25 protein-coding genes are annotated in these 26,129 nt (G+C 62.1%); 5 read left to right on the forward strand and 20 right to left on the reverse strand.

The genetic code is table 11. From position 1 onward, the window contains the following. Nucleotides 1-621: 621 nt before the first annotated feature. The 3 genes from repC to repA form a co-directional block, all read right to left on the reverse strand. A complete protein-coding gene (gene repC / locus JVX98_RS04735) occupies nt 622-1,890 on the reverse strand; it encodes a plasmid replication protein RepC (RefSeq protein ID WP_205236991.1) in 1,269 nt (422 codons plus the stop codon). 154 nt (nt 1,891-2,044) lie between these two features. After that, on the reverse strand, nt 2,045-3,046 hold the full coding sequence (repB, locus tag JVX98_RS04740; protein ID WP_205235978.1) for a plasmid partitioning protein RepB: 1,002 nt from the start codon (nt 3,044-3,046) through the stop codon (nt 2,045-2,047). 3 nt (nt 3,047-3,049) lie between these two features. Further along, complete coding sequence (repA, locus tag JVX98_RS04745; protein ID WP_371826521.1) at nt 3,050-4,246, reverse strand: plasmid partitioning protein RepA; 1,197 nt, start codon at nt 4,244-4,246, stop codon at nt 3,050-3,052. A 286-nt stretch (nt 4,247-4,532) separates the two neighbouring features. On the opposite strand from repA, the gene JVX98_RS04750 reads away from it, so the two are divergent. Together JVX98_RS04750 and hutC are read left to right on the forward strand one after the other, a co-directional pair. After that, nucleotides 4,533-4,724 (forward strand): hypothetical protein, encoded by a 192-nt coding sequence (locus tag JVX98_RS04750; protein ID WP_205235980.1) that lies wholly within the window; start codon nt 4,533-4,535, stop codon nt 4,722-4,724. 142 nt (nt 4,725-4,866) lie between these two features. Next, nucleotides 4,867-5,646 (forward strand): histidine utilization repressor, encoded by a 780-nt coding sequence (gene hutC / locus JVX98_RS04755; protein ID WP_205236992.1) that lies wholly within the window; start codon nt 4,867-4,869, stop codon nt 5,644-5,646. Nucleotides 5,647-5,703: 57 nt separating this feature from the next. Here hutC and JVX98_RS04760 read toward each other — a convergent pair whose 3' ends face one another. The 7 genes from JVX98_RS04760 to JVX98_RS04790 form a co-directional block, all read right to left on the reverse strand. Then, nucleotides 5,704-6,957, reverse strand: coding sequence for an adenylate/guanylate cyclase domain-containing protein (locus tag JVX98_RS04760; protein WP_205235981.1), 1,254 nt, complete (start codon nt 6,955-6,957; stop codon nt 5,704-5,706). 144 nt (nt 6,958-7,101) lie between these two features. After that, on the reverse strand, nt 7,102-8,571 hold the full coding sequence (locus tag JVX98_RS04765; RefSeq protein WP_205235982.1) for a HAMP domain-containing sensor histidine kinase: 1,470 nt from the start codon (nt 8,569-8,571) through the stop codon (nt 7,102-7,104). Then, complete coding sequence (locus JVX98_RS04770) at nt 8,568-9,242, reverse strand: response regulator transcription factor (protein WP_034787757.1); 675 nt, start codon at nt 9,240-9,242, stop codon at nt 8,568-8,570. The genes JVX98_RS04765 and JVX98_RS04770 overlap by 4 nt, the downstream gene beginning before the upstream one ends. Before the next feature lie 65 nt (nt 9,243-9,307). Further along, nucleotides 9,308-9,688, reverse strand: a complete 381-nt coding sequence (locus tag JVX98_RS04775; RefSeq protein WP_205235983.1) for a hypothetical protein — start codon at nt 9,686-9,688, stop codon at nt 9,308-9,310. A gap of 243 nt (nt 9,689-9,931) precedes the next feature. Next, complete coding sequence (locus tag JVX98_RS32225) at nt 9,932-10,432, reverse strand: hypothetical protein (protein ID WP_246764800.1); 501 nt, start codon at nt 10,430-10,432, stop codon at nt 9,932-9,934. Nucleotides 10,433-10,585: 153 nt separating this feature from the next. Further along, on the reverse strand, nt 10,586-11,353 hold the full coding sequence (locus JVX98_RS04785) for an EAL domain-containing protein (protein ID WP_205235984.1): 768 nt from the start codon (nt 11,351-11,353) through the stop codon (nt 10,586-10,588). A gap of 77 nt (nt 11,354-11,430) precedes the next feature. Further along, entirely contained in the window at nt 11,431-12,174 is a 744-nt protein-coding gene (locus JVX98_RS04790) for a hypothetical protein (protein WP_192451169.1), read from the reverse strand. 279 nt (nt 12,175-12,453) lie between these two features. On the opposite strand from JVX98_RS04790, the gene JVX98_RS04795 reads away from it, so the two are divergent. Both JVX98_RS04795 and JVX98_RS04800 read left to right on the forward strand, forming a co-directional pair. Next, complete coding sequence (locus JVX98_RS04795) at nt 12,454-13,839, forward strand: sensor histidine kinase (RefSeq protein ID WP_246764801.1); 1,386 nt, start codon at nt 12,454-12,456, stop codon at nt 13,837-13,839. A gap of 5 nt (nt 13,840-13,844) precedes the next feature. Beyond that, nucleotides 13,845-14,486 carry a response regulator transcription factor gene (locus tag JVX98_RS04800; protein WP_205235986.1) on the forward strand — a complete coding sequence of 214 codons (642 nt, stop codon included), beginning with the start codon at nt 13,845-13,847 and terminating at the stop codon, nt 14,484-14,486. Between the two features lie 53 nt (nt 14,487-14,539). On the opposite strand, the gene JVX98_RS04805 is transcribed toward JVX98_RS04800, so the two are convergent. Then, entirely contained in the window at nt 14,540-15,130 is a 591-nt protein-coding gene (locus JVX98_RS04805) for a hypothetical protein (protein WP_371826494.1), read from the reverse strand. A 281-nt stretch (nt 15,131-15,411) separates the two neighbouring features. Here JVX98_RS04805 and JVX98_RS04810 point away from each other — a divergent pair, with 281 nt between their 5' ends. Further along, the gene (locus JVX98_RS04810; RefSeq protein WP_205235987.1) at nt 15,412-16,560 is read left to right on the forward strand and encodes a hypothetical protein; all 1,149 of its coding nucleotides are present in this window, start codon (nt 15,412-15,414) and stop codon (nt 16,558-16,560) included. An 87-nt stretch (nt 16,561-16,647) separates the two neighbouring features. Here the strand turns inward: JVX98_RS04810 and JVX98_RS04815 are convergent, their stop codons facing one another. From JVX98_RS04815 to hpaH, 9 genes are all read right to left on the reverse strand, one after another. Continuing rightward, complete coding sequence (locus JVX98_RS04815; protein WP_205235988.1) at nt 16,648-17,730, reverse strand: ABC transporter ATP-binding protein; 1,083 nt, start codon at nt 17,728-17,730, stop codon at nt 16,648-16,650. Between the two features lie 3 nt (nt 17,731-17,733). Then, a complete protein-coding gene (locus tag JVX98_RS04820; protein WP_205235989.1) occupies nt 17,734-18,780 on the reverse strand; it encodes an NAD(P)-dependent alcohol dehydrogenase in 1,047 nt (348 codons plus the stop codon). Nucleotides 18,781-18,812: 32 nt separating this feature from the next. Further along, complete coding sequence (locus tag JVX98_RS04825; RefSeq protein ID WP_192451163.1) at nt 18,813-19,634, reverse strand: carbohydrate ABC transporter permease; 822 nt, start codon at nt 19,632-19,634, stop codon at nt 18,813-18,815. Then, a complete protein-coding gene (locus tag JVX98_RS04830) occupies nt 19,634-20,494 on the reverse strand; it encodes a carbohydrate ABC transporter permease (protein ID WP_205235990.1) in 861 nt (286 codons plus the stop codon). Before JVX98_RS04830 ends, JVX98_RS04825 begins: the two co-directional genes overlap by 1 nt. A gap of 90 nt (nt 20,495-20,584) precedes the next feature. Next, entirely contained in the window at nt 20,585-21,862 is a 1,278-nt protein-coding gene (locus tag JVX98_RS04835) for a sugar ABC transporter substrate-binding protein (protein WP_205235991.1), read from the reverse strand. A gap of 227 nt (nt 21,863-22,089) precedes the next feature. Continuing rightward, nucleotides 22,090-23,022, reverse strand: a complete 933-nt coding sequence (locus JVX98_RS04840; RefSeq protein ID WP_205235992.1) for an AraC family transcriptional regulator — start codon at nt 23,020-23,022, stop codon at nt 22,090-22,092. A 96-nt stretch (nt 23,023-23,118) separates the two neighbouring features. Then, nucleotides 23,119-24,351, reverse strand: a complete 1,233-nt coding sequence (pepT, locus tag JVX98_RS04845) for a peptidase T (protein ID WP_205235993.1) — start codon at nt 24,349-24,351, stop codon at nt 23,119-23,121. A 153-nt stretch (nt 24,352-24,504) separates the two neighbouring features. Next, the gene (gene hpaI / locus JVX98_RS04850; protein WP_205235994.1) at nt 24,505-25,317 is read right to left on the reverse strand and encodes a 4-hydroxy-2-oxoheptanedioate aldolase; all 813 of its coding nucleotides are present in this window, start codon (nt 25,315-25,317) and stop codon (nt 24,505-24,507) included. A gap of 8 nt (nt 25,318-25,325) precedes the next feature. Then, nucleotides 25,326-26,129 (reverse strand): 2-oxo-hept-4-ene-1,7-dioate hydratase, encoded by an 804-nt coding sequence (gene hpaH / locus JVX98_RS04855; protein ID WP_205235995.1) that lies wholly within the window; start codon nt 26,127-26,129, stop codon nt 25,326-25,328.

Genomic DNA, 26,129 nt, shown 5'->3' on the forward strand with positions numbered 1-26,129 from the left:
AAGACGGCAAGCTGCGCCGACTGATTACGGTTGCTCGACGGCGCGAGCATCACTATTCAGATGGGAATTGCCTTATTGAGGTGCGTTGCGTTGACAGCTGTCAACCCTGTTGGTCTCCTCGTTCTTCGCGTACCATACTCGCTGTCTCCTCCGGTCATGCTCGTGTTTCGCAATCACGCGGCCACGGGGTCCGCCTGTCTGAAGCTTGTACGCCTTACGTTACCTTTTCGCGGCTCAGCGTTTTGAGGGTAGGGGGCGCAGCTCCAAACCGTCAACCTGTTGACAGCTGGCAACAGCCCGCTCATTTGCCACCTAAACAGCTTGGATTCCGCCGCTAAATCGGGCTCTAGTAAGGATCACTGAAGAGGCTCAATCTCTCGCTCGAGTTCAAGGAATTCGAAACCTTGGAGAACATATCCGCGCAACGGAACAGAACACCCTTTTCCTTTCCAAAAGAAAGAGAAACAGCAATGTTTTCCGAGGAATGGCGAGAGGCTGAAAACGATCTCAGAGGTAAGAATAACCGAGAGATGTCAACGAATCCCTGCACTTCCAGTGTCCCGCATTTCACCGTCACAGACAAGCCGCACCGTTTCTGAACGGCCCATGCGGTTGCGCTGTTCATCCGCTCATGGCAACCGCTCCAGCCTGGGCTCGTAAGCGGGCCGATAGCATCGCCGAGACGGTGAATGTCTGGCTTCTCGCCCGACGCGTCAGGTCACGGAGGTAACCTCCGGCCGAATGAATGTGCTCGGATCGTTCGAGAAGGCAGGCGAGTACCGTTGCCGTCGTTTCGGGACCAAGCACCGTGCATGCCTCATCGTAGGCCTCCGGGCTGACGCCGAGCATCGTCCTGACGACGGTTGCCGCTACGAACATGTCCCGCCAACTGCCAATTTGCCCCGTCGGGCCATAGCCGCGGATCTGTGGGCATGCTTTCAGCACGACCGGCAGCGCGCCGGCATGATCGTGAAGGCGGGAAGGGGTGGACGACCTTGCACGACCTGCAACAATGTCAGCATCGGCCGTGCATGACGTCTTGGTGCCAGCCAGATCCGAAAATGCTGCTTCAGACCTTTCACAAGCGAATTCAGATTCAGAGTGATAATCGGATTCTGAATTCTGTATGTGCCGCTCATCCTGGCGTTCATTGGCAGCCGTATTCTGCGTTTTCAGCAGGTTTTCCAGATAATTAGTTAGATTGTCGCGGAGTGCCGACAAAACGGCAAGCGCGCGCTCCACTTCGGTGATGAGCGGCTTGCGTGAAAGTGCCGTGTAGATGGCCTGGCACCGGGTTTCGGCTTCTTCCGCTTGGGGAACATCGGACTGGCGCAGGAGCTCGACGAGCTTGACGACGTCGCGCCGGCAAAGGCTGAGACGTTCGCGCATTACCTGCAGGTATCGACGGTCCGCTTCCAGCCGAGCGGCCTCTGCCGCGAACTCAGACGCGCGTGCGAGCATCGGTGCGAGATCGAAGCCAAAGGCCTGGCCAATCGCGCCCTTGCGGTCACGGCGTGCATAACGCTTGCCGTTTGGGCTGTCGCGCCTGAGGATAAGGCCAGCCTCGACAAGAGCCGTCAGATGCCGCCTCAGCGTCGTTTCGGCCATGCCGTGCGTGCGGAGCGAAAGCTGCGCATTCGACGGAAACACGACGAGGCCGGCAGCCGGGTCGAGTTCGGTCTTCGGATAAAACGACAGCAGTGCATTCAGCACCGCGAGCGAACGGTCGGAAACCCCAAGGCTTGTCTTGGCGGCACATACCGTTCGAAACAATTTCCACTTGTCGACGCTCCCGTCGTCGACGGCCGAGGCGCTGGAAAGTTGGTGTGCCAACATCCCAAGCGTCATTGACCGCCGCCCAAAGGGCGTCGTGACAATCCCACGATCCATTTTCTTCACCTTTTCCAAGGCAAAAGAAATCCGTTCGCCGAAACGACGTTGAAAACTCTTGACACCGATTCGCGGAAATGGGATTCTCTAGTTGCTACACGAGAGAAGGGTTTCCGCAGCGCTAGTCGTTCGGAAGCCTTTTTCTTTTGCTCAGTTAGTCTCCTGTTTCCTCTTGATATTCGAGGTACAGAGATTTGAGCCTCTGCCTCACGAAATCTGCAAAGCCTGGTGCCGTCTTGCTGTTGAAGGCAAGCGTTGTCTCGCTGTCCGTTTCACGGATCCGCACCGGGGTTGTGTTGTCTGGCGCCAGCCATGGGATCGGCCGGGCACGCGCCCTGGAGGCGCTTAAGAAAGTACACAAGGCGTCGAAGCGCTGATCGCTGCCGGCCTTCTGGAATTCACGGCTTTGCATGAAGGCGTCTGCCGCCCCCTGCTTGCCGTCTTGCGCGACGAGGTCAGCGAGTTCAAACCAGCGGCGCCGTCCAACCGATGGCGCGGGCCCGATGGCCTCGATCAGTGCAATCGGTAGCCGGCGAACAACCGAAATCATCTTCGACAGGGCGGCTTTGTCGACACCCAGCGCCGACATGATGATCTCGCGCGAAAACCCACGATCTTCAAGGCGACTGCCGAAGAGCGACCGCTCGATGAAGGAGAGGTCGGAACGGGTGTTGTTTTCCTGTCCCTGGGAGACGACCAATTGCTCGTCATTGAGATTGCGAACGATCGCACGAACACTGCTGCCGATGTCGCGGGCAGCAGCCAGACGGCGATGGCCATAGGCGACCTGGTAGCGCCCCTCGGCGGTCGGGTGCGGACGGACCAGGATAGGCACCTGTTGTCCGTGCTCCCGCATCTGTTCGGCGAGGCTCAATTGGGCTTCGGCGGCGATCCCGAGGCGATCGACGATGAAGGATGCATCGATGAGCGATGGATCGAGTTCGACGACCGCTTGCCCTTCGGCGAGCTGCCGTTCGAGCTCCTGGGCACGCTCGACCTTCTGCGTGATGTTCGACAGGGACCGGGTGATGCCTCCGACCGCGGTCGGGGGGCGGGCACCGGCCATCAGCCCGGCGATCGGTCGGTCTTTGCCCGGTGCGCCGTTGGCATCGTCGATGCGCTCGTCCGATATTCCGATCAGGTTTTTGCGGGCCATGGATTACTTCCTCCCCCAGACCTTGCGGACCAGGTCCTCGATCTCGCCATTGACGAGATTGAGAGAGTCCATGGCGCGGTCGTAGGTGCCGCGGACAAACTGCGCGCGCTCGACTTCGTAGAGCGTTTGCTTCGTCACGCCGGCGTCGGAGATGGCTGTCGACTTCACCATGGCGTTCTGCAGCATGCGATTGCCGAAAATGGCGCGCATGAAACCGGTCATCTGGCTTTGCGGGCCGTCGTTGGGCTCGAACCGTGTTCCGAGATAGCGCATCCAGTCATAGCTGGTGCGGCCACCGGCCTTTTCGACGACGCTCATCAGCTCGCTCGTCATCGACAGGAACTGCGACATCGACATGACGTCGAGCATCTGCGGATGCACGGTGATCAGCACGGAGGTTGCAGCACAGAGCGCGGACATGGTGAGGAAGCCGAGCTGCGGTGGGCAGTCGATGACGACGATGTCGTAGAAGCTCTCGATATCGGCGAGTACGTCGCCGATACGGGCAAAGAAAAGGGTTTCGGCGGCTCCGTCCGTCATCATCGCCTTCGGCGTTTCGTGCTCGAACTCCATAAGCTCGAGGTTGCCGGGAATAAGATGCAGATTGGCCGTGTAGGTCGACCGCACGATATCGGCGATCGGCCGCGGGGCATCATAACGGATTGCGCCATAGAGCGTCTCGCCTTCGCCGACATCCAGCTCCGGCTGGTGGCCGAAGAGGGCCGATAGCGAGGCCTGCGGATCGAGGTCGATCGCGAGTGTTCTATAGCCGCGAAGCGCCAGATATTGGGCGAGGTGGGCGGAGGTCGTCGTCTTTGCCGACCCGCCCTTGAAATTCATCACAGACAGGACCTGCAGCTTTTCATCGCCGCGCCGGTGCGGGACATATTTGCCCGACTTGCCGCCGTCGTCGAGAACGCGGCGAATGCGTTCGATGTCGGAAACGGCATACATGCGCCGACCGTTTGACAAGGGCGCTGGGCCGTGGCCCTCTGAGGCCACCTGCCTCAGATAGCCTTCGCCGATTCCGATGAAGGCTGCCGCTTCGGCAGGGCTGAAGAGACGCATCTGCTTTTGTGCGTGCGGTGGGAAGATTTTCTTTTGGTGCTGCTGCAGCTGATGGGCAAGCTCCAAAGCGTCGGCAGCCAGAAGCGTCGGCAGATGCTCCTGCGCGTCCTGGCTTTGAATTTTTTGCTGCAACATTGATATCCCCGAAAACTGCGCAAAAATCGTCATATCCGGACAATATGCGCAGATGCACTATGCTCCGATTCGGCGCGGTTTTACAAATGCATAGCGTTTTGGCGGATGTCCGGCCCTGGTGGCGGGAAGGGGGCCATGGCGCCGTCCGGTTGTCCGCGGACAACTGCCGTTCGGCGATGCTGGCACATCTTCAATTAGAGCATAGATTTAGTAGACTATTGACAATCGATTTGATTGTGTCAGGATTGTGGTCAGTTGGCGATTGGATGCACGGAGCTTCCTGATGTTCTATCTCGGCGGAATGACCCTTGGCTATCTTGAGCCGCCCCCGCCTTTGCCGAAGGCGATGAAGGCAAAGCGGCAGCCGGAAGTGGATGTCGCTTCCACGACGCTCGATACGGCGACGTGCGAAGAGTCCGATCGTAATCAGGAATGGGCGCGAGCTTTGCTGACGCCCTGGCACCTCCTTTACTGAGGAGCGTCGGCGTGGCGCAAGACTGCGCCGGTCCAGCCGTTGCCAGCTGTCAACGCGCAAGTCGATTTCCGCGGTCGTGGAAAAGCGCAAATCGGAGAGAGAAGGGCTGTTTCGTGGCTGCGAATTGATTAAGTTCGCTGTCATGGACACCAAGCAAGATCGATCCGTTTCAAGCGCTCCGCCTGGCGATGCGGCCGACAATCAGGGGCAGGTGCTGTCGCTGCATCAGCGCATACTCGGTGACGTCGAAGGGCGCATCCTTTCCGGGGAGTGGCCGCCGGGACACCGCATCCCGTTCGAGCACGAACTGACCGAGCAATACGACTGCTCGCGCATGACGGTGAACAAGGCCCTGACGGAACTCGTCAAGCGCGGGCTGATCGAGCGGCGGCGCAAGTCGGGAAGCTACGTTACATTCCCGCAGGTCCAGTCCGCCGTCATGGAGATCCACGACGTCAAACTGGAAGTCCAGTCGCTGGGGCTCGATTACAGCTTCCGCGTCGATGAGCGAAAAGTGCGCAAGGTCGAGGGCCGGGATCGGGAACGCCTGGATCTCCCGAGTCCGGGCAAGCTGCTGGACGTAACGTGCCGGCATTTTGCAGGCTCACGTCCCTTTTGCTTCGAGGAGCGGTTGATCAGCCTTTCTGCGGTTCCGGAGGCCGAGGAGGAAACGTTCGAGACCGCGGCGCCCGGTTCGTGGCTGCTCGGCAAGGTGCCGTGGAGCACGGCCGAACACCGCATTCGCGCCGTGGCGGCCAGCAAATCGGCGGCACAGGCGCTCGACATCGCCACCGGCACCGCCTGCCTCGTCATCGAGCGGCGCACCTGGAGCGGACGGGCGCCGGTCACGCATGTGCGGCTCACCTATCCCGGCGACCGCCACGAGCTCGTTGCTCAATTCGCGCCGAGCCCGATCGGCTAACCGGCCTCACCGGTTGTCCGCGGACAACTCGTGAGGCCGGGGTAGCAATAGCTCCGGCTATCCCGCGGCGACGCGCAGCCTCGGCGATGGTTCGTTGCCGGAAAAAGCAAAGACCTCAATCGGTTCGCCGATCCCCCTGACGGGGTAGGCGCCGAGATGCTCCATGCTCGAGGCGCAGCCGGCGAGCTCGACGAAGGCGCGCGACAGCAGCACCGGGCGCTTTGTTTCCTTGGTCAGGCTCTCAAGCCTCGACGCGATGTTGACGGCGGGTCCGATGACCGTGAAGTCGAGCCGGCGGCGCGAGCCGATGTTGCCGTACATCACGTCGCCGACATGCACGCCGATCCCGTAGCCGAACGGCTCGCGGCCCTTCGCGAGGTTGTCCTGGTTGAGCAGGACGATTGCCGCTTCCGCCTCCCGGATGGCCTGGAGCAGGTTCTCGGCGGCGTCGGGGTTGCTCAACGGAAAGATCGCCAGCAGCCCGTCACCCATGAATTTGAGGATCTCGCCGCCATGGCGCTCGATCGGTTCCGACATGGCGTCGAAATAGGCGTTGAGCAGTTCGATCACGTCGTCGCGGGGCCAGAGATCGGAAAGCTTGGTGAAATTGCGCAGGTCGCAGATGAGGATGGCGGCGCCGACTGTGACCCCGCTACCCCGTGTCGTGGCTCCGGCGAGGATCTGTTCGCTCGCGTGCGGGCCAACATAAGTTTCGAGCAGCGTTCGGACAAAGCGGTTCTTCAGCCGGATTTCACTGACCAGCGCTAGCGCCGGCACCATTTTCGCGAGGAAGGCCAGATGCTCATCTTCGAAGCCGCCCTTCCGGTCGGTGGCAAAGGTGACGATGTGGCGTTTCCCGAGCGTGTGCTCGAGTGGCCAGGCGATGTATTCGGTCAGGCCTTCGGCTCTGAGGTCAGCATAAAGCGAGCTCTGCTCCTGCTCTTCCGTCAGGTCCTCAAGGTTGGTGCGAACCTCGGTGCCCCCGTTGTTGATCACGTAGAGCGGGCTGTTGAGGTAGAGAGCGGTGTTCTGGGTGCCATAGTCGTAGAGATCGATTTCACCCTCGGCCAGTCCCTTGCGCCAGAGGATGCGGGCGCCCAGCCATTGCGGATGGTTGATGCGGAAGTGCAAGGTGGCGCGCGCAACGGGAACACCGGCTGCCTGCAGCCGTTCGCCCAACTCGACGAGGATGTTGTCGATGAAGCGCTCGTTGCGCGTTTCGATGATCAGCCAGTCGAGCACGCCTTGGCGTCGAGCCGGCCAGCTGCCATCCTCGGGTGAAGGCGAGGGGGCCTCAGATGGGGTCTGCATTGCTGTTCTCCATGACGCTCAAACGGGTGACGCCGCGTAAGCCGAACGATTTATCGCAGCAAATGTGGAGCATCGGCACCGCCTTGATAAGGGGCAACCGGAAAAGCTTTTGAGAAATCTGGGGCGGCATGCCGCCCGCTTCTGTCAGGCGATCGGGCGTGTCGGCGCGGCCGCAGACCGATTTCCATCGGTCAGCGGCAATTGCAGGCGCACCCGCGTGCCACGCCATGTGCCAGCGAGAATGTCGATACGCCCGCCGTGGAGCCGGGCGATCTCCCGCGCGAGATTGAGCCCGAGGCCGGCGCCGGTGGAGCGCGGGCGCAAGCGATAGAAAGGTTCGAAGACGCGATCGCGCTCCTCCGTGGGAATTCCGGGGCCCTCGTCGTGGATTTCGAGCCCGCCTGCGGCATCGACCAGCACGGTGATTGTGCCGGCACCGCCGCCATGTTCGATGGCGTTGCGCAGGAGATTGGCCACAGCCTGCTCGATCTGCCGCGGGCGCGCGCGGACCAGGGCGGCCGGCGCTTCGCCTTCGAATGCCAGCTCGTAGCCGGCTTCAAACGCAAGCGGTGCGAAGTCTGCAGCCATAACCCTCCCGAGAGAAACGAGGTCGACCACCTCGAGCGGGCCGCCGGCATGTTCGAGGACTTGTCGGTCGAGAAGCTGCTGGGCGAGATGCGACAGGCGCTCGATATCGAGCCTCAGGCGGGTGGTTTCGGGGTCTTCCTGCAGAAGCTCGGCGCGGGTTCGCAGGATCGCGATCGGGGTGCGCAATTCATGGGCGGCATCGGTCAGGAAGCGGTTGCGCTGGTCGTATCCCTCTCCAAGCCGCGCCAGGGCCCGGTTGAAGGCCCGCACCAGAGGGGCGATTTCGGTCGGCACTTCCTCGGTTTCGAGCTGCACAGCGCGGTTGTCGATGTCGATGCGCCCCGCCTGGTCGGCGGTCGAAACGAGACTTGCAAGCGATCGGCGCACGACGGCCGGCGTCGTCAGCAGGGTGGAGACACCCATGACCAGGATGATCGGCAAAAGGAAGCAAAGGACGACGAGGACAAGTGTCGGCATGACCTTCATCCAGGCCGTCTTGCCGTCGAGGTCGCGCGCCATGTCGACATTGATGCTGATCTGCACGTCCAACGGTTCGTTGTCGCGGCGGGAAGAAACGGTCGCGGTGAGGATCTGGACCCGGCCGGCTTCGGTCTCCACATTGTGCAGGACCGCGTCCGGCAGCGTGCCGCCCTCTTCGAAAAGCAATTTCGCTCCCTCCACCCGTTGCAGCAGGTCGTCACCGGCTCCCTCATAGGGGGCAGGGACGTTCCCGTAGCGCACGACCTGGCCGGCGGCGTCGCGGACGATGTACCAGAGATTGGGATAGGACTGGCGAAGCTCCCGCAGGTCCTCCGTCTCGTGCACGGTCAGCAGGCCGTTCGCGTCGCGCCCGACGGCGCGGTCGAGCACATCCACAGCGGCTTCGTTGTCGACGAGGAGGCGTGGCTGGGCGATGAACACGCCCAGGAAGAGGAGCCCGATGAAGACGACCAACGTGGCCGCCTGCAGGAGGATCAGCCGACGGACGAGGACCCATTGCAGCGAGCGCGGGCGAACCTTGATCATGTCGTCGCGCGCAGGAGATAGCCGAGGTTGCGGATCGCCCGGATTTCGACGCCGGCGCCGACATCGTCGAGTTTGCGGCGCAGGCGCGAAAGATGGGAGTCGAGCGCGTTGGATTCGATCTCGTCTTCCATGGCGTAGACCGATTCCTCAAGCGTCGCCCTGAGCACGGTTCGGCCGGGCCGCCGCATCAGCGCTTCGAGCGCAAGCCGTTCCCGGCGCAGGAGGTCGAGCGGCTTGTCGTCCACGGCAGCCTCCCGGTGGCGGAAGTCATAGATGAGCCGCCCGACCTTGGTTTGCTCCGATTTGAGCGTGACCGGCCGGCGGGCAAGCGCGCGCAACCGCGCCATCAGTTCTTCGACGGCAAAAGGCTTGGAAAGGTAATCGTCGGCACCGGCATCGAGACCGCTGACCCGGTCGTTGATCGATCCGAGCGCGGTCAGCATCAGGATCGGCGCCTCGACGCCGAGGCTTCTGAGCTTCGGAATGAGGTCCAGCCCCTCGCCATCGGGCACCCGCCGGTCGAGCACGACCACGTCATAGGGCCAGAGCTCGGCAACGGCCTCGGCGTCGGCGAGCGTCGAGACATGATCGACGATCACCTGGCGCCGCGCGAGCGCCGCCTTGAGGGCCGAGGCCATCTCCGGCTCGTCTTCCAGCAGCAAGATGCGCATGCGAGTTTCCCCCTGTGCCCGCACCTATGCGGGTCGCCGATCCGTCTCGTCACCTGCCTGAGGCGTCATTCGCATTCCAGCTTCGGCTGGCGGAAGTTGGTGATGTACCAGCGGCCCTGCTGCATCCGGGCGTAGAAGCTATAGAAGCACTCCTGCTCCTCGACATAGCCCGGCGTCGAATACTCCTCGTAGCGCATTCCGCGCCGGGTGTCCCTGATTTCGCCGCTCGACGAGCCGGAGACGACATTTGTCGAGATCTTGCGCCATTGATAGGCGCGCTCGTTCCAGCCAAGATCAAGAACATTGGTGGGCGGACCATAGTCGATGATGACGGATTCGACCGGTTGGCCGATATAGGTCTTCATCGTATCGGATGCACAGCCGGCCAGCAGAACGGCGGCGGCGGCGAAGCAGGCGAGGGTGCGAAACCCCTTAATGGAGAGCATGGCGGATCCCGGTTTTCCTGCAGCGCCTGCCGTCCACGGGACGCGCGAAGCCAGCAGTTGTCGTTGACGTCTCGCATGAGCGGATCGACTGCGATCCGGATCGTTGCGGCGACTGACCGGGAGCTAAAGCGCCAAGATTACAGGGGCATTGCAGGGTCGGCGTGAAGCTGGCGAAAGCTGCGCCGACGAAGCCGGCGGCGGGGCAACGGATGTAGTTTCGACCGATAAAGTGCTGCTTGCTGCTTAGGCAGCGCGGTCTGTGTCAAGGGTTTGCGTGGCCTTGGGATCCGCCGCGTAAACCAGGCCCGGCTTGACGATCCATTCGCCCGTGCGAAGCGCCAGCACGTCAAAGCCGCCGCCTGCCAGGCGCGGTGCCACACCGACGAAACGGTAGACAAGACCATCTCCGTCGCGCACGGCTTCCCGTATAGGGCAACCGCCCAGAGAGCCGATAACGGCGCCCTCGAACGCGACATCCGCCAGCATGAAATATTCCGTCGGCAGACGGCGGCTGGCTCTGGAGGAGAGTTTGAACCCGTTTGTGAATTTCATAATCTTGCTCGTCTGAGACGCTTTCGGATCCGGCAAGGCCGGTGCCGGCAAGCGTCTGCGTTGTTCTGCTCGCGTCCGGAGCCGGACGGCATGCCGCCAACGGAAAATCCGGCCGATCGCAGGAAAGGTGAATGCAGCGGCACCGGGTTGCGGCGCGGCACGTCTCAAGCCATTCAAAAGCGGCGCCAGCATGGCAGCTTGCCTGGGGCAAAACGACCTATCGGCTCATTGCCTTCAACTGCTTCTATCGCGCGGATCGGCGTAGGATTTCGCTTGGGAAGGCGGGACGGAAAGATCAGGAAAGCATAAGGGGTGGGCTGTGCACTTGCTTGATTTGGCGGAACGCTAGCAAAGCATTGCGCTATGCGCTGGGCGTATCTCACCGCCAAACAACGGGCTAAGCGTCGGCTCGGAGAGCAGGAACCCTTGCACATGCGTTGCGCCGGCGCCTTGAGCGGCCTCGAATTGCGCGTAGGTTTCAACGCCTTCGACCACGATGACGGGGGCGACGCAGGAAGCCAGGCCTACCATGTGCAGGAGGAACCGCTCCGCGTCGGGGCGTCCAAGCCGCAGGAAGAAACCGTCGATCTTCACGATATCGACCGGCAGGGACAAAAGTGCCTCCGGTGTCGAAAAACCCGTTCCGAAGTCATCGACGGCGACCCGATATCCAAGGTCACGCACGCTTCGCACGAAGCGTCCGGCGGTCGGGAGCGCCGAGATCGGCAAGCTTTCGGCGAGTTCGAGCACGAGGCGCGATGCCAGCCACCGATGGGTTGACAGCAGATCCAGGAGCAGCGCCCGGTTGCGCTCGTCACAGATGCTCTCGACCGAGATGTTGCAACCGAGGTCACCGGAGGGATGATGCGCCAGCCATTCGAAGGCAAGCGTGAGCATGTGCCTGTCAAGCGCCGCGATCCGCCCGGCCGCCTCCAGATAGCGTACGAACTCGCTGGCGGTCATGACCTCGCCGTCCGGTCGGATGATCCTTCCCAGACACTCCGAATAGAGTACGGTGCCGACATCGGCGACGGCATTGACGTGTTGAAGTGAAAACCCGACGCGGCCTTCTTTTGCTGCGTAGTCGAAAATTTCCACAACACGATCAAGCATTTAAACTCCATTGGCTTGGACGCGGGTTCGGTCGCAGCCGCCGACTCACCAGAGATGAGCCGGCGGCCAGCTTCTGGCTATTGGGCAATCTCCGGTTCGGGCTCGACGACGACCACCGTCGGCGGCGGCAGCGTGCCGCGGATTTCGTCGATCTTGCCGACGGCCGGGCCGACGCCAAGGATGCCCTTAGCTTCGTCGACCATACCGTCGGTTACCACGCCATCCTTGGTGAAGCCGGCAAGCGCCTCGCGCAGGGCTTCGTCGCTGAGCGCCGGATCGGTGGGGATGGCGTCGACGCCGTTTTCAGCCTCGAACTGGGCATAGGCAACGGCATAGGCGGAAACCGCTGACATCTTCGGATCGTTCGAATTGAGGTAGGCGTGGTAATTGCGATTGAGCGAACGGAAGCCCGGTGTTGCACCAGGCGCCAGAGGCTCGACGATCACCGGATCTGCGACAACCGGATCAATGACAACTGGCGCCGATTTTGCGGCCTTCTCGATCTTTTTCGACTTGGTTGCCTTCTCGGAAGCCTTGCCGCCAGTGGACTTCTGCTTGTGAGAGGATGTCCCGCCGGATTTTTCGCTTTTGGTTCCCTTGCTCCCTCGGGAACTGTCGGACTTGCCGTGACTGGAGCTCCCACCGTGGCTGCCGCCATTGCCACCACCGTTGCCGCCACCATTGCCGCCGCCATTGCCGCCGCCGCCGTTGCCGCCTTTGGCGTAAGCGGAAACAGTGAGCCCCAAAGTGCCGGCAGCCATTGGCGCAACGGCAAGCGTCAACACCATGATGCTTCGGGTGATCAGATTCGTCACAGGCATGATAATCTCCATACTTCCAGCCAGTTGTTCTTGGTTCCTGCATGGATTGAGCGAACAACCTAAGATGCAGCGACGATATCTGCGCCTCGTATAGCGCGCCATCGGCCCCCGACCATTGCCTTTGCAGCTAGGACCTAGGTCCTATTTCCACGGGTCAAAGGTCCGAAGCGGGCGGGCGAAATGGCGGCGTCATTGACCACGCCGCGAGAGTGGTTAGGTTGGCGGGGCCTTGCTACAATCGCGCGCCGCACAGACCGGCGGCCCGATCCGAGAGACCTGGTGCGCGTCCATCAACTTATCACCCACTGGAATTCTCAATCCCTTGCCAGGCAGTTCTTGCTGATCGGCGGAGCGGTCGCGGCTTGCGCGATGGTTCTGGTCGGCGCCTTTGTTTCCAACCGGATCGAAGATGCGGTCACCCGGAATTCCGCCGCGACGACGGCGCTTTATGTCGACAGCGTGATCGCACCGCTCTTGCCCGACATGCAGACGAACGAGGTGCTTGACGAAACGGTCGCCCGTGCGCTGGACGAGACGCTTGGCCAGGGAGCCCTGGGTGAGCGGCTCCTCTCGTTCCGGCTTTGGCGTGCGGACGGCACGCTCCTTTATGCGAGCGATCAGGCCGCCGTCGGCACCAAGGTCGAACTCAGCGGCGAATTGCAGGCGGCCTTCTCCGGCAGGATGGTCGCGCGGTTTGACCAGGACGGCGATGTTGCGACGGACAAGGGGGCGGGCGTGCCGGCGCTGGCCATCTACAATCCCGTGCTGCAGCCCTGGTCGGGGCAGGTGGTTGCGGTGTCGGAATTTCATGAAGTCGCCAATGACTTTCAGAAAAGCCTCGATCAGGCGCGTGCACACACCTGGCTGGCGGTGGCAGCCTTCACGCTCTCCTTCTTTGTCGTGCTGTCGGCGATCGTGCTTCGCGGCAGCAAGACGATAGAGAGCCAGCGGCATGCGCTCGCCCAGCGCGTTGACGAGCTTTCGGCATCGCTGGCACAGAACGAAACGTTGCGCGGCCGGCTGCAGCGCGCGTCGCAGCGCGCCACTGCCTTGAACGAAAGCTACCTGAGGCGCATCGGCGCGGATCTGCACGATGGCCCCGCCCAGCTCGTCGCCTATGCTTCGCTGAGACTGGGCAGCGAGACCCTGAAGCGCGACGCGACGCCGGCGGCCACCCGTGCGCGCGAAATCGGCGCGATCAAGGCGAGCCTCGACGAGGCGATGCAGGAAATCCGCACGATCTGCGGCGGCCTGGTTCTGCCGCAGATCGAAACGGCCGGGCTGGCAGAGATCCTGCAGCGATGCGTGAAGGCCCATCATCAACGCACCGGGTCGGCGGTCGAACTCATCCTTGCCGATCCGCCGGACCGTCTGTCGCAGGCGGCAAAGATCTGCATCTATCGTTTTGTTCAGGAAACTCTCAACAACGGCTATCGGCACGCCGGCGGCGTGAGGCAGCAGGTGTCGCAACGGACGGTCGGCGACCGTGTCACCATCGATGTCGGCGATGGCGGTCCCGGATTTGACCCGGACAAAGTTCCGCCCACAAGTGTTGGTCTTGCCGGCCTGCGCGAACGGATCGAAAGTCTCGGCGGAACGTTTGAGATCATCATCGGGCCAACCGGCACCACCGTTCGCATGACGACCAGCGTCAAGGAGATCTGACTATCATGACGTCAAGGATACGCGTTGCCGTGGTCGACGACCATCCTCTGTTTCGCGAAGGCGTGACCCGGAGCCTGTCGGAGATCGAGGGATTTGAGATCGTCGCCGAGGGCAGTTCGAAGGACGACGCGACCAGTATCGCGCAAAGCCTCGGACCGGACGTGATGCTCATGGATATCTCCATGCCGGGCGGCGGGCTGGAGGCGATACCGGCAATCCTGGAGGTCACTCCGTCGCAGAAGATCATCATGCTCACGGTTTCCGAGGACGGAGACGACGTGACCACGGCGCTCGATCGCGGCGCGACCGGCTATGTGCTGAAGGGCGTCGGCGCATCGGCACTCGCCGAGGTCATCCGCACGGTCGCCTCGGGCGAGCGCTATGTGGCGCCGACCCTGTCGGCCAAGCTTTTGTCGACGAAAGCGCCGGCTCAGCCTGGAAAATCCGGCCTGGTTGCAGGCCTGACGCCGCGCGAAAAAGAGGTTCTGCACCTGGTGGCGGCCGGCATGAGCAACAAGCATGTCGCCATCGAGCTGGACCTGCAGGAAAAGACCGTGAAGCATCACATGACGCAGATCATGACGAAGCTGGGGGTCGCCAACCGCACCGAAGCGGCGATGGTTCTGCGCGACGCGCGCGAGCTTTAGCTGCCGGGAACGACGGAAACCGCGGCCGCACCGGCGCAGATCAGCGGCGCATGCTAATGCGCGAGGGTCTCCATGCGCTGCTTGTCAGCTGATGTCGCGCGCCGGTTGATGATCGTCCTTCCGCGGGCATCCTTCATGATGTAGCGCCCCTTCCGGACCTGCTCGGTTATGCCGCCCTTGTGGCGGATACCGGTTTCGTCATCGTCGGTGGCGTCTTCGCTGGCACGGGAGGCCTTGGAGTTTCCGCCGGAACGGTTTTCGTTGGAGTTTCCGTTTCCGTTGCTACCGCCATTGCCGTTATTGCCGCCGCCGTTCCCGTTCCCTCCGCCATTACCACCACCGTTGCCGCCGCCACTATTGCCGTTCTTGGCAAGAGCGATCGCCTCGCTGATCGACAGGCCTGCGCGGGTCAGATCGAGCTTATAAGGAAGGGTCGTCACCAACAGGACCGAGGGCCAGAAGAAGGCAGCAAGAAAAATCCGGCACTTGGGCATTTCGGTCCTCTGGCGATGTCGCAGCACCGGGTTGGCACACTCCGGCGGATACCGGCAAGCTCGACTTTGCTCATGGCCGGCATGGCCAGTCAACGCGCGTCTGCGCCGGTTACGCTTTCTCAGACCTTTCCCCGGCGAAAGACCGGACAATCGTCGGAATCCCTTAGGACCAAAGTCGGGCTCCTTGCGACGTCGCTTGGCGGCCGTTACCTGCTGAGCCGCGGATCGGGGCGTGATGCAGGTCGTCGGGCCATGGCGCAATCGAAATTGTCATGCCTGCCGTTGCATCGTTTCATTTGGCCATATTCTCGACACCGAGATCGTTGACGTCTCCGGCAGGCTGGGACCACCCGGCGCTCATCGAGCGCCCGCTCCTGCGTCTCATAGGAGGCCCGGGGGCGGGCGTTTTGCGCCTATTGAAAGATCAACCATTGTCACACGACAAATCGACCGGGCACGTCAAGAAACGTATCGTGCTGCATTTTCCCGGCTTCGAGCCGCTGGATGCCGGCAAGCATCAGGCGCGCTACCAGCGATCGGCCTTGAAGACCGCCAAGCTGCAGGACTTCGCCGTAAAGGTAGGGACTGTGCAGGGCGAAGGGCGCAGCCGCTATTTCGACGTCGAGAGCGAAGGCCTCGACTGGCAGACGACAAGCCGCGTCTATCTCTTCGACCACGACGACCTCGTGAGGAATCTGAACGACCGGTCGACGCTGACGAGAATAGCTGCCGGGTTCTCAAGTGCTGCCCGGGTCGTTTGGGAAGGTGGAGCGCTTGCCTATTTTCGCCATGCGTGGCGCTTCGGCCTGTTCTTCGTCTTTCCGTTTCTGCTGGTGGCGATCGGGCTGGCACTGAGCGTGCTGATCGGCACGGCGCCCTATTGGCTGGCGCTTGAATCATCACTGCTGATTGTAAGTGCTCTCGCTGCGTGCCTGGTGTTCTTCAAGCTCTTTCTCCCCTGGTCGGAGCGGTGGCATACCTTGCATCTCTTCGCCGATTGGGAACTGGCCGTTGCCGTTGCCAGCCTGGAAAAACTCTATTTTAAACAATGGGTTGATGAATGTGTCACGTCGGTGCGCGCTGCCCTTGAGGAACCCGCCGACGAATATGTGATCAGCTCCCACAGCATGGGATCCAGCATCGCCGCGCAGGTGATCGGTGCGTTGGTCGAGCGGGACCCCGCCCTGTTCGAAGGAAAACGCGTGGTCTTCGTCACGCTCGGCGGAGCAATCCTGCAATGTGCGCTGCTGCGGTGCGCCGAGGTCCTGCGGGCGCGTGTCGGTGCGATCGCCCGTGTCAAGGAGATCTTCTGGTTCGACGTGCAATGCCTGACCGATGCAATCAATTTCTACCGCTGCCAAGTGGTCGCGCTCGCCGGCCATCGGGATGCGCCGCAACCGCCGATCGTCTTTATCCGGGTAAAGCATCTGCTTTCCCCCGAGCGCTATCGCCGGATCAAGCGCGATTTCCTGCGGGTGCATCGCCAATACGTGCTGGATGCCGATGTTCCCGCGAGTTTCGATTTTACGATGATGACCGCCGGGCCGTTGCCGGCGGCATCCTTCGCGACCGCTTACTGATAGCGGCGAACCTGCGTCGGCCCCGGAAATGCAAGACAGCCCGGCTTTGGCCGGGCTGATCTCTTGTGACAAGTGAAGGCGCCGGTCTCACGGCTTTCGCAGGGACAATCCGCTTTCCCGATCGAAGAGATGCAGCCTATTCGGTTCGAACACGAACGAGACGGCCTCTCCGGGCTTCGGGCAGGCGCTGGCCTTGACCAGCGCACCGATCTCCTTGTCTGCGAAGAGGAACGTCACCAACGCGTCATTGCCGTGAAATTCGACGAGATCGGCGGTGCCAAAGAGACGGCCTGGCCCCGTCATTGCCGGTTGCAGGTCGGCAGGGCGAATGCCAAGCACCAGCTTCTGCAGATGACGAAGCGCGAATTCGTCGTCCGAGACCGGGAAGTTGCCGCCGGCGCTGCGCAGCAGCCATCCGCCTTCAGTCTTCTCGGCGGTAACATCAATGAAGTTCATGTTGGGCGTGCCGATGAAACCGGCAACGAACAGGGTGCGCGGACGCTCGTAGATTTCCGAGGGCGTACCGACCTGCTCGATCGCACCGCCCTTCATCAGGACGATCCGGTCGGCAAGCGTCATCGCCTCCAGTTGATCGTGCGTCACATAGATCGTCGTGGTCTTCAGCTTCTGGTGCAGCCGGGCGATCTCGACCCGCATGTGATTGCGCAGCTTCGCGTCGAGATTGGAGAGCGGCTCGTCAAAGAGGAAGACCCGTGGCGTCTTGATCATCGCGCGGGCGATAGCGACGCGCTGCTGCTGCCCGCCGGACAGCTCGGTCGGCTTGCGGGCGAGATAGGGCTCGAGGCCGAGCGTTCCCGAAACAGCGCGAATCCGCGTATCGATCTCCGCCTTCGGCACCTTCATGCGCTTCAGTCCGAAAGCGATGTTGTCGTAGATCGTCATGTGTGGGTAGAGCGCATAGTTCTGGAAGACCATGGCGACGCCGCGGTCGCGAGGCGGCAGGTCGTTGACCGCCCGCCCGCCGATCGAGACGATGCCGCCGGATATGTCTTCGAGACCGGCAATCATGCGCAGCAGCGTGGACTTGCCGCAGCCGGATGGACCGAGAAACACGATGAATTCATGATCGGCGACATCGAGGTTGAAATCCTTGATGACATCAACGGCGCCGTATTGCTTGCCGACGTTGGAGCAGACGATGTTCGCCATGGCTCAATCCTTCCCACTGTCCATGCGGATCTGCAGTTTGATATCAGTCGGTCGGGCGGATGCGGCCCGCTCGAATGCCCTGATGCTGTCTTCGAAGCGAAAGGTTTCAGTGATCAGCGGCTTCAGATCGACCTTGCCGGACGCGATCAATTGCAGGGCGCGGTCGAAGATGTTGGCGTAACGAAACACCGTTTCGATCCGGACTTCCTTGGAGATTGCGCCCGGAACGTCGAATTGTACCGGTTCGACCGGCAGGCCCACCAGAACCACGGCACCGCCCGGGCGGACCAGATCGAATATCCTGGAAAAGGCCTTGGCGCTGCCGCTCGCCTCGAAGACGAGATCGGCGCCCCAGCAGCCGGTTTCCGCGGCGATGACATCGGCAAAAGGCCGCTCGGCGATGTTGACCGGGATGATGCCCGGATACTGAGCGGCGATCGCCAGCTTCTCCGCGCTGAAATCGGAGATGAAGACACGGCTGCAGCCACCGGCAAGGGCTGCGAGCGCCACCATGATGCCGATCGGCCCGCAGCCGATCACCGCGGCGACATCGCCCGGTGCAATCCGCGCGCGGGCGGCTGCCTGCATGCCGATCGCGAAGGGTTCGATCATGGCACCCTCGGCAAAGGAGACCTTGTCAGGGAGCTGGTAGGTGAAGGCGGCCGGGTGGATGACGAAAGGAGCGAGCACGCCATGAACCGGCGGCGTTGCCCAGAACCGCACCTTGGGATCGACATTGTAGATGCCGAGTTTGGAAGCGCGGGAGGTCAGTTCTGGAACACCCGGCTCCATGCAGACCCGGTCGCCGACGTCGAGCGTTTCGACATTGCTTCCGACCGCGACGACGGTGCCGGCCGCCTCATGACCGAGCACCATCGGTTCGCGCACCACATAGGGGCCGATGGCGCCGTGGGTGTAGTAGTGCACGTCGCTGCCGCAGACGCCGACCGTGTCGATGGCGATCTTGACGTCATCGGGACCAAGTTCCAGCGGGAGATCGATCTCCCGGATTGCGAGCTTGCCTTTTTGCTCGAGGACCAACGCTTGCATGAGGGATTTCCTTGTTTTTCCAGTCTTGGGATTCATTGGGTCTTGCGCTTGAAGGCGCTGTTGAGCATGCCACTTAGAACCCCGATGAAGAGCAGCGGCGGGATGGAGAGCAGCACAACGGAGGCGTTGAGGATGCCCCAGGGCACGTCGCGACCGAGCTGCGTCAGCTCCGAGGCGACGATCGGCAACGTCTTGGCGTCGGACGTCGTCAGCATCAGTGCAATCAGGAATTCGTTCCAGACGAGCACGAAGGCAAAGGCGACAGCTCCGATCAGCGACCGAAGGGCAATCGGCAGCGCGATATGGAAGAAGATCGCATAAGGACCGTAGCCATCGACGCGGGCAGCCTCCTCGACTTCCTTCGGCACCCGCACAAAGGCCGGGACGCTCAGCCAGATGATGGTCGCGAGCGTCAGCAGCGAATAGGTGACGATCATCGACAGGCGGGTGTCATAGAGGCCGAAATCGAGCCAGATCACCATCAGCGGAATGGCGATCGCGACCGGCGGCAGGAAGCGCAGCGACAGAACGAAGAACTGAATGTCGCGGGACCAGCGGTTGGGATAGCGCGCGATCGCATAGGCGGCGGGCAGGCCGAGAGCGGCACCGATCAGCACCGCAGCGCCCGATATCAGCAGCGAATTGACGAGGCCGGCAAAGACGCTTTCGCGGCCGAGCACATAGGCGAAGTTGTCGAGCGTCGGCTCGAAGAAGAAGAGCGGGGTCGGTGTCACGATGTCGACCCGGTTCTTGAAGGCATTGAGCGCGGTCCAAAACATTGGAAACACGGCAGAGAAGGCGGCGGCGGCAAGGATGAGCCGGCCAATGAAGCGGCCAAGGGCGTGGGCGGTCATCACTGAACCCTCTTCCAGATGAAGGTGAAGGCGATCGAGGTGGCGATCATCATCAGAACCGCCATGCTGGAGGCGTAGGAAATCCGGCCGGACTCGATGAAGCCTTGCGAGAAGGCGTACATGTCGAGCGTTTCGGTCGCGATGCCGGGGCCGCCGCGGGTCATGACGTAGATCAGGTCGAAGGCGCGCAGCGACTCGATCATCTTGACGAAGGCAAGCGAGATCAGCGGCGCCTTCAGCATCGGCAGCGCGATGAAGGCATAGATCTCCCATGTGCGGGCATGGTCGAGCTTTGCTGCCTCGAAGGGCTGCGGTGGCAGCGTTTCCAGGAGCTTCAAGACGATGACGGCGAAGAAGAGGCCCCATTGCCAGACATCGACCAATGCGACTGTCGCAAGTGCAGTCGCCGGATTGGACAGGAGATCGAGTGGCTGACCGGTGATTGTCTTGTAGGGATAGGTGGCGATGCCATAGAGCGGATGGAAGGCGAACTTCCAGACGAAGGCGGCCGAAACGCGTGGCAGGATCACCGGTACGAGAAAGAGGAGCGCCAGCAGGTTGCGCGTGCGCGGCGAGACGCATTCGAACAGCAGAATGCCAAGGCCGACGGCGATGGCGAGCGTTATACCGACGGTCACGGCTTCCCAGGTCAGGGAGACGCCGATCGCATTGATGAAGCGGCGGTCCGAGAAAAGGTCGATGTAGTTGGCGAAACCGACGAAGCTGCCGTCCGGACGGCTGAGTTCCCGGTTTTGGAACGATATGTAGATCGCATAGGCCGTCGGCACGAGGGCGAGAACGGCAAGGATGCCCATGGCCGGGGTGAGGAACACCGCCGGCAGGCTGTTTTTCTGCTTCATATGATCAGTCCTACGGCTGGGCTTTGAGCGCCCCCGATGGTGCGGGCCACCGGCGGCTTTGCCGGCCGATGGCCCTTGGGAGGAACCGGCTTACTGGCTGCGGGCAACCAGGTCTTTGGCGAAGCCGTCGAGTTCGTCGAGGCCTTCCTTGATGTCGGTGCGCGTTCCGGTGATCAGCTCCTCGAGGATGATGCCCCAGCGGTCGCCAAGATCAGGCCATTGCGGGTTCTGCCAGAAGTTGACGGCCGTGACCTTGCCGGTATCGGCGAGCGCCTGACCGAGATCGGGGCCGTAGAGCTCGGCGAATTTCGGGCTGGTCATGATGCTTGTGCGATTGAGTTCGCTGAACTGTCCGGCTTCGAGCCGCCGGGCCTCGTTTTCCTTCGAGGTCGCCCAAGCTACGAACAGACCGGCGCAGGCCTTGGAGGCCTCATCCTTGTTGGCCTTCATGCCGATCGCGAGACCATGGCCGTAGCCGCCGCCCGTCAACGGTGCCGGAGGCGGCAGGTAGCCGACCTTGCCGGCCACCTTCGAGGACTTCGGATCGATCGCCATGCCGACGAGCGGGGTGGATTCGATCAGCATCGCCACCTGGCCGGAGGTAAAAGCACCAACCGCCTCGTCCCAGCCGCCGGTCTGGCTGCCCGGTGCCGAGTACTTGAAGAGTTCGAGATAGGTCTCGGTCGCCTTGACCGCCTGTTCGCCGTCAAAGACCGGCGTCTTGCCGTCGAACCAGTTGCCGCCAAAGCCCTTGAAGAATGGCATCCAGCGCCAGACATTCGCGCCCGAGCCGCGCTGGCCGCGAAGGGCTGTGCCGTAGATACCCTGGTCGGGCTGATTGAGCTTCTTCACTGCGGCAACATATTCGTCGAGCGTCTTCGGCGGCGTAATGCCGGCCGCCTCAAGCAGGTCCTTGCGGTAGACCATGAGGTCCCCGCCGCCAGTGACCGGCGCAAACCAGACCTTGCCGTCATAGGTCGCGACCTTCTGGCGGCCCGCATCGAAATCGGCGTAGTCGTAGTCGGCAGGATAATAGTCCATCAGCGGCGCGACCCAGCCGGCCGACGCAAATAGCGCCACATTTGCCTCGTCGATGTAATAGACGTTGTACTTGCCGATGGTCGAGGCGTCCGCCTTGGTCTTGGCGCGGCGGTCGTTTTCGTTGAGATAGTCGATCTCGAAGGATGCGCCGCCCGAGAGCTTCTCGAATTCGGACTTGTAGTCTTCGAGCAGCGTCAGGCCGTCGCGCGGCTGGGCGAGCACCTTGATCGTGCCGGAGCATTCGGCAGCGATCGCAACAGTCGTCAGGCCGGTGGAAAGAAGGCATGCGAAGGCGATGCTCGAAACGAGCGTTTTGGCTTTTTTCATTGTGAAAAGACCTCCCCAGGTCTGCGATGCGCGCCGGATACTCCTCAGATCCAGTGCGTTTTCCTCATAGCGAACCGTTTCGCTGGGTTCGATGATAGGCCTTACGCTCTGCCGAGCTAGCGTGCGCGATGCGGCGATTCTGTACTTTCTTGCAGAAAATTGCCACATGCCAGCCGTTTGCAGCGCAGCAAACGCAAGGATTCATCGCCTGGGTGGGTGAAACGCGCCTAAGAACGGGAAGTACGACGCTGGCCTGTCAGCCGCCTGTAGGCCGAAGGCGTCATCTTGTGCTGGCGCAGGAAGGTGCGGTTGAAATTGGAGATGTTGAGGTAGCCGACCTCGAAGCAGATGTCGGTGATCGGCATGTCGGTTTCGGCAAGCAGCTTACACGCCTGCCAGATGCGCAGCTTGTTGACGTGGTCGGTAAAGGTGTTGCCGGTATTCTTCTTGAAGAAACGGGAAAAGGCCGTTTCGCTCATGCCGGCCTGCCGGGCAAGATCGGCAAGATGAATGTCGGTGGCGATGTTCTCATAGATGAAGGCCAGAGCGCCGCGCAGCACGTCAAGCGATTGTTGGTCGAGTTCTGGCGCGAATTCCGGCGAGGAGAGCAACTCGTATTCCTCGGTGTTGACCAACAGATCGAGCAGCTGGATGAACAGCGAGAAGCGCGAGAGCCCTTTCAGGCTGCCCATACGTTCGATCAGATCGGCGCCCTTGGCGCGAGCTTCGCCATGAAACACCAGGCCGCGCTCGGCGCGGGCGAAGAAGGCCCCGAGCTCGGCAAATTCCGGTAGGGCGTCGGTGATCTCGCGCATCCTGTCGGGATGGAACTGGATGACGATGTCGCGCCCTTCGATGATCTCGTCCGGTTCGGTGACCGTCACCCAGTCATGCGGCAGGTTGCTGCCGATCACTGTCAGATAGCCGGGATCGAACTGGCCAATATGATCGCCGACGAAGGCAAGGCCCGAGGCCTTGCGGATGAGATGGATTTCGATCTCCGGATGGAAGTTCCAGACGTTCCGTTCCCAGGGATAGTTGTCGAGACGCCATAGGAACGTCTCGTTGACGCCGGTGACGATGTGCTCGAAGGTCGGCGGGTTGGTCGCGAGCGAAGCGGGCTTTGCCGGCGCACGTTTTGAGCCTCGCGCCGTGCTCATCGCCTGACCCTCCTTCGCGCCGTGTCGATCGGTCGTCTCCTTTGGAGAAGGAGCGGCTGCCTATTGCACCCAAGCCGCCCCGTTTTCCGGACTATGTCAGGCGCGTTCGGCCCAGATCTTGGCGAGCTCGACCAGCGTCTTGACGCTGCGCTCCATGTCCTGGCGGCTGACCCATTCGAGCGGCGAGTGGAAGGCATGGCCGCCGGCAAAGAGGTTGGCCGAGGGCAGACCCATGAAGGACAGACGCGAGCCGTCGGTGCCGCCGCGAATGCTGCCGCGCACCGGCTGCATGCCGGCGCGACGGATCGCCTCGATGGCATTCTCGACGATCTCCGGGTGGCGGTCGAGGATGGCCTTCATGTTGCGATACTGCTCTTTGACCTCGAAGCTGTAGGTGGATCCGGGATAGGCCGTCATCACATCCTTGACGATGCCTTCGAGCATGGCTTCCTTCGTGGCCAGGCCTGCCTCGTCGAAGTCGCGCACGATGAGGCCTAGCTGCGCCTTGTCCATTGAGCCGCTGACACCGGTCGGGTGCACGAAGCCGTCGCGGCCTTCTGTGCCCTCGGGAGACACGTCGCGCGGTAGCCGGCTAATGATGTCGCCGGCGATCTTAATCGCGTTCTCCATCTTGTCCTTGGCAAAGCCCGGATGGATCGCGACGCCATGAATGACGATCTCGACGCCATCGGCGGAGAAGGTCTCGTCCTCGATATGTCCGGCTGTTTCGCCATCGACCGTATAGCAGAATTCGGCACCGAGCTTCTTCAGGTCGACCTTGTCGACGCCACGGCCGATTTCTTCGTCCGTGGTGAAGAGCAGCTTGATCGTGCCGTGCTTGATGTCGGGATTGTCGACGAGCACCTGAGCGGCTGTGACGATCTCCGCAAGCCCGGCCTTGTCGTCGGCGCCGAGCAGCGTCGTTCCATCCGTGGTGACGATGTCGTTGCCGATCTGGTCGTTGAGGACGGGATGGTCGCTGACGCGGATGACCTGCTGCGGATCGCCCATCAGCTGGATGTCGCCGCCCTGGTAGTTGCTGACGATCTGCGGCTTGACATTGGTGCCGGTGAAGTCGGGCGCCGTGTCCATGTGCGAGCACCAGCAGATGACCGGCACTGGCTTATCGACGTTCGAAGGGATGGTGGCGTAGACATAGCCGTTTTCGTCGAGATGGGCGTCCTCAAGTCCGATCGCCAGCAGTTCTTCGACGAGTACGCGACCGAGGTTTTTCTGCTTCTCCGTTGAAGGCTGGGTCTTCGACCTGGCATCGGACTGGGTGTCGATGACGACGTAACGGAGGAAGCGTTCGAGAACGGTATCGGTCATGGGCGGGATCCAGTGCTGGTGAGCGTGCAACCGCTATACTCCCGCGTCACGATTCCTCAAACCGGATTCGGTGGCGAAACGTCGAGGCTGTCGGCCCAGGCCTGTAATGTCCGGCGCTTGATGACGCGGCCCGCGTCGACATCTGAGCGCGCCTCAGTAAGACCCGCCCGACCGTTCCACCGTTCCGGCATCGCCTCTGATGCCTTTGAACTCCGCGGCCAGCTTGGAAGTCGCGCCGACCAGCAGGCTGACGTCATTGCCGACGGCGACGAAGGTGGCGCCGAGTTCGAGGTAGCGGCGGGCGAGCGCCTGGTCGGAGGTCAGAATGCCGGCCGCTTTCCCGTACGACTGGATGCGCACCAACGCCGCTTCTACGGCTTCCTGCACTTCCCGAGCGCCGGGCTTGCCGAGAAAGCCCATGTCAGCGGCAAGGTCGGCCGGGCCGATGAAGACACCGTCGACGCCGTCGGTGTTCGTGATCTCGTCGAGCGCGGCAAGGCCGGCCCGACTTTCGATCTGCACAAGTAGGCAGACCTCGTCGTTGGCGGTCTGCAGATAGTCCGGAATGCGATTAAAGGCAGATGCCCGCGCAAGCGCGGCACCGACTCCGCGCACGCCATGGGGCGGATAACGCACGGCGCGCACCAGGGCGCGGGCCTGCTCGGCGCTTTCGACCATCGGGACCAGCAGCGTCTGCGCGCCGATGTCGAGGATCTGCTTGATTATCCAGGTCTCGCCGATCGGCGGGCGGACGATGGCATGACTTGGCGACGCGGCCAGCGCCTGGAGTTGCGCGGCCAGTAGCGGTACGTCGTTCGGGGCATGCTCGGCGTCGATAAGCAGCCAGTCGAAACCGGCACCGCCGCAGACTTCGGCGGCGTATGGATTGGCAAGCGCCAGCCAGAGGCCGATTTGCGGGCGATTCTCGGCAAGCGCCTGTTTGAACGGGTTGCGGGGAGCGGGCATGGTCGATCCTATTCGAAGAAGCAGCTGACGGTGCCCGACGGACCGAAGTCGGCGACAATGGTATCGCCGTGGCGGGCCTCGATCGGGCGGATGAAGGAACCGGCAAGCACGATCTGGCCGGCCTCGATGCGTTCGCCGTAAAGCGACAGGCGATTGGCGAGCCAGGCGATGCCGCGGGCCGGATGGTTGAGCACGCCGGCGCCGAGCCCGGTTTCTTCCACCTCGGCATTGCGCGAGACGATTGCGCCCATCCAGCGCATGTCGATCGCATCGGGCCGCATTTGCCGCCCGCCGAGAACGATGCCGGCATTGGCGGCATTGTCCGAGATGGTATCGACGATGGTGCGGGCCTTCTTCGTTTCCGGATCGACGCGCAGGATGCGGGTGTCGAGGATTTCGAGCGCAGGGGTGACATAGTCCGTGGCGTTCAACACGTCGAAGACGGTGACGTTGGGGCCGACAAGCGGCGCCTTCATCACGAAGGCGATCTCGGCCTCGATGCGTGGCTGGATGAAGCGGTTGCCGGGAATGCGCGCACCATCCTCGAACAGCATGTCGTCGAAAAGCACGCCGGAATCCGGGATGTCGATGTTCAGCGCATATTGCATCGCCTTGGAGGTGAGACCGATCTTCCAGCCGATCACCCGGCGTCCCGCCGCGATCTTCTGCTTCACCCAGGCGGTCTGCACCGCATAGGCGTCGTCCATGGTCATGTCGGGGTGCTGGAGCGAGAGCAGTCCGGTCTGGACGCGCTCGCGTTCGGCGGTGTCGAGGGCGCTAGCTGCGGCCTCGATCTGGGATTTGTCGAGCAT

Origin of the sequence: Ensifer sp. PDNC004, from assembly GCF_016919405.1 — a bacterium.
Lineage (GTDB): Bacteria > Pseudomonadota > Alphaproteobacteria > Rhizobiales > Rhizobiaceae > Ensifer.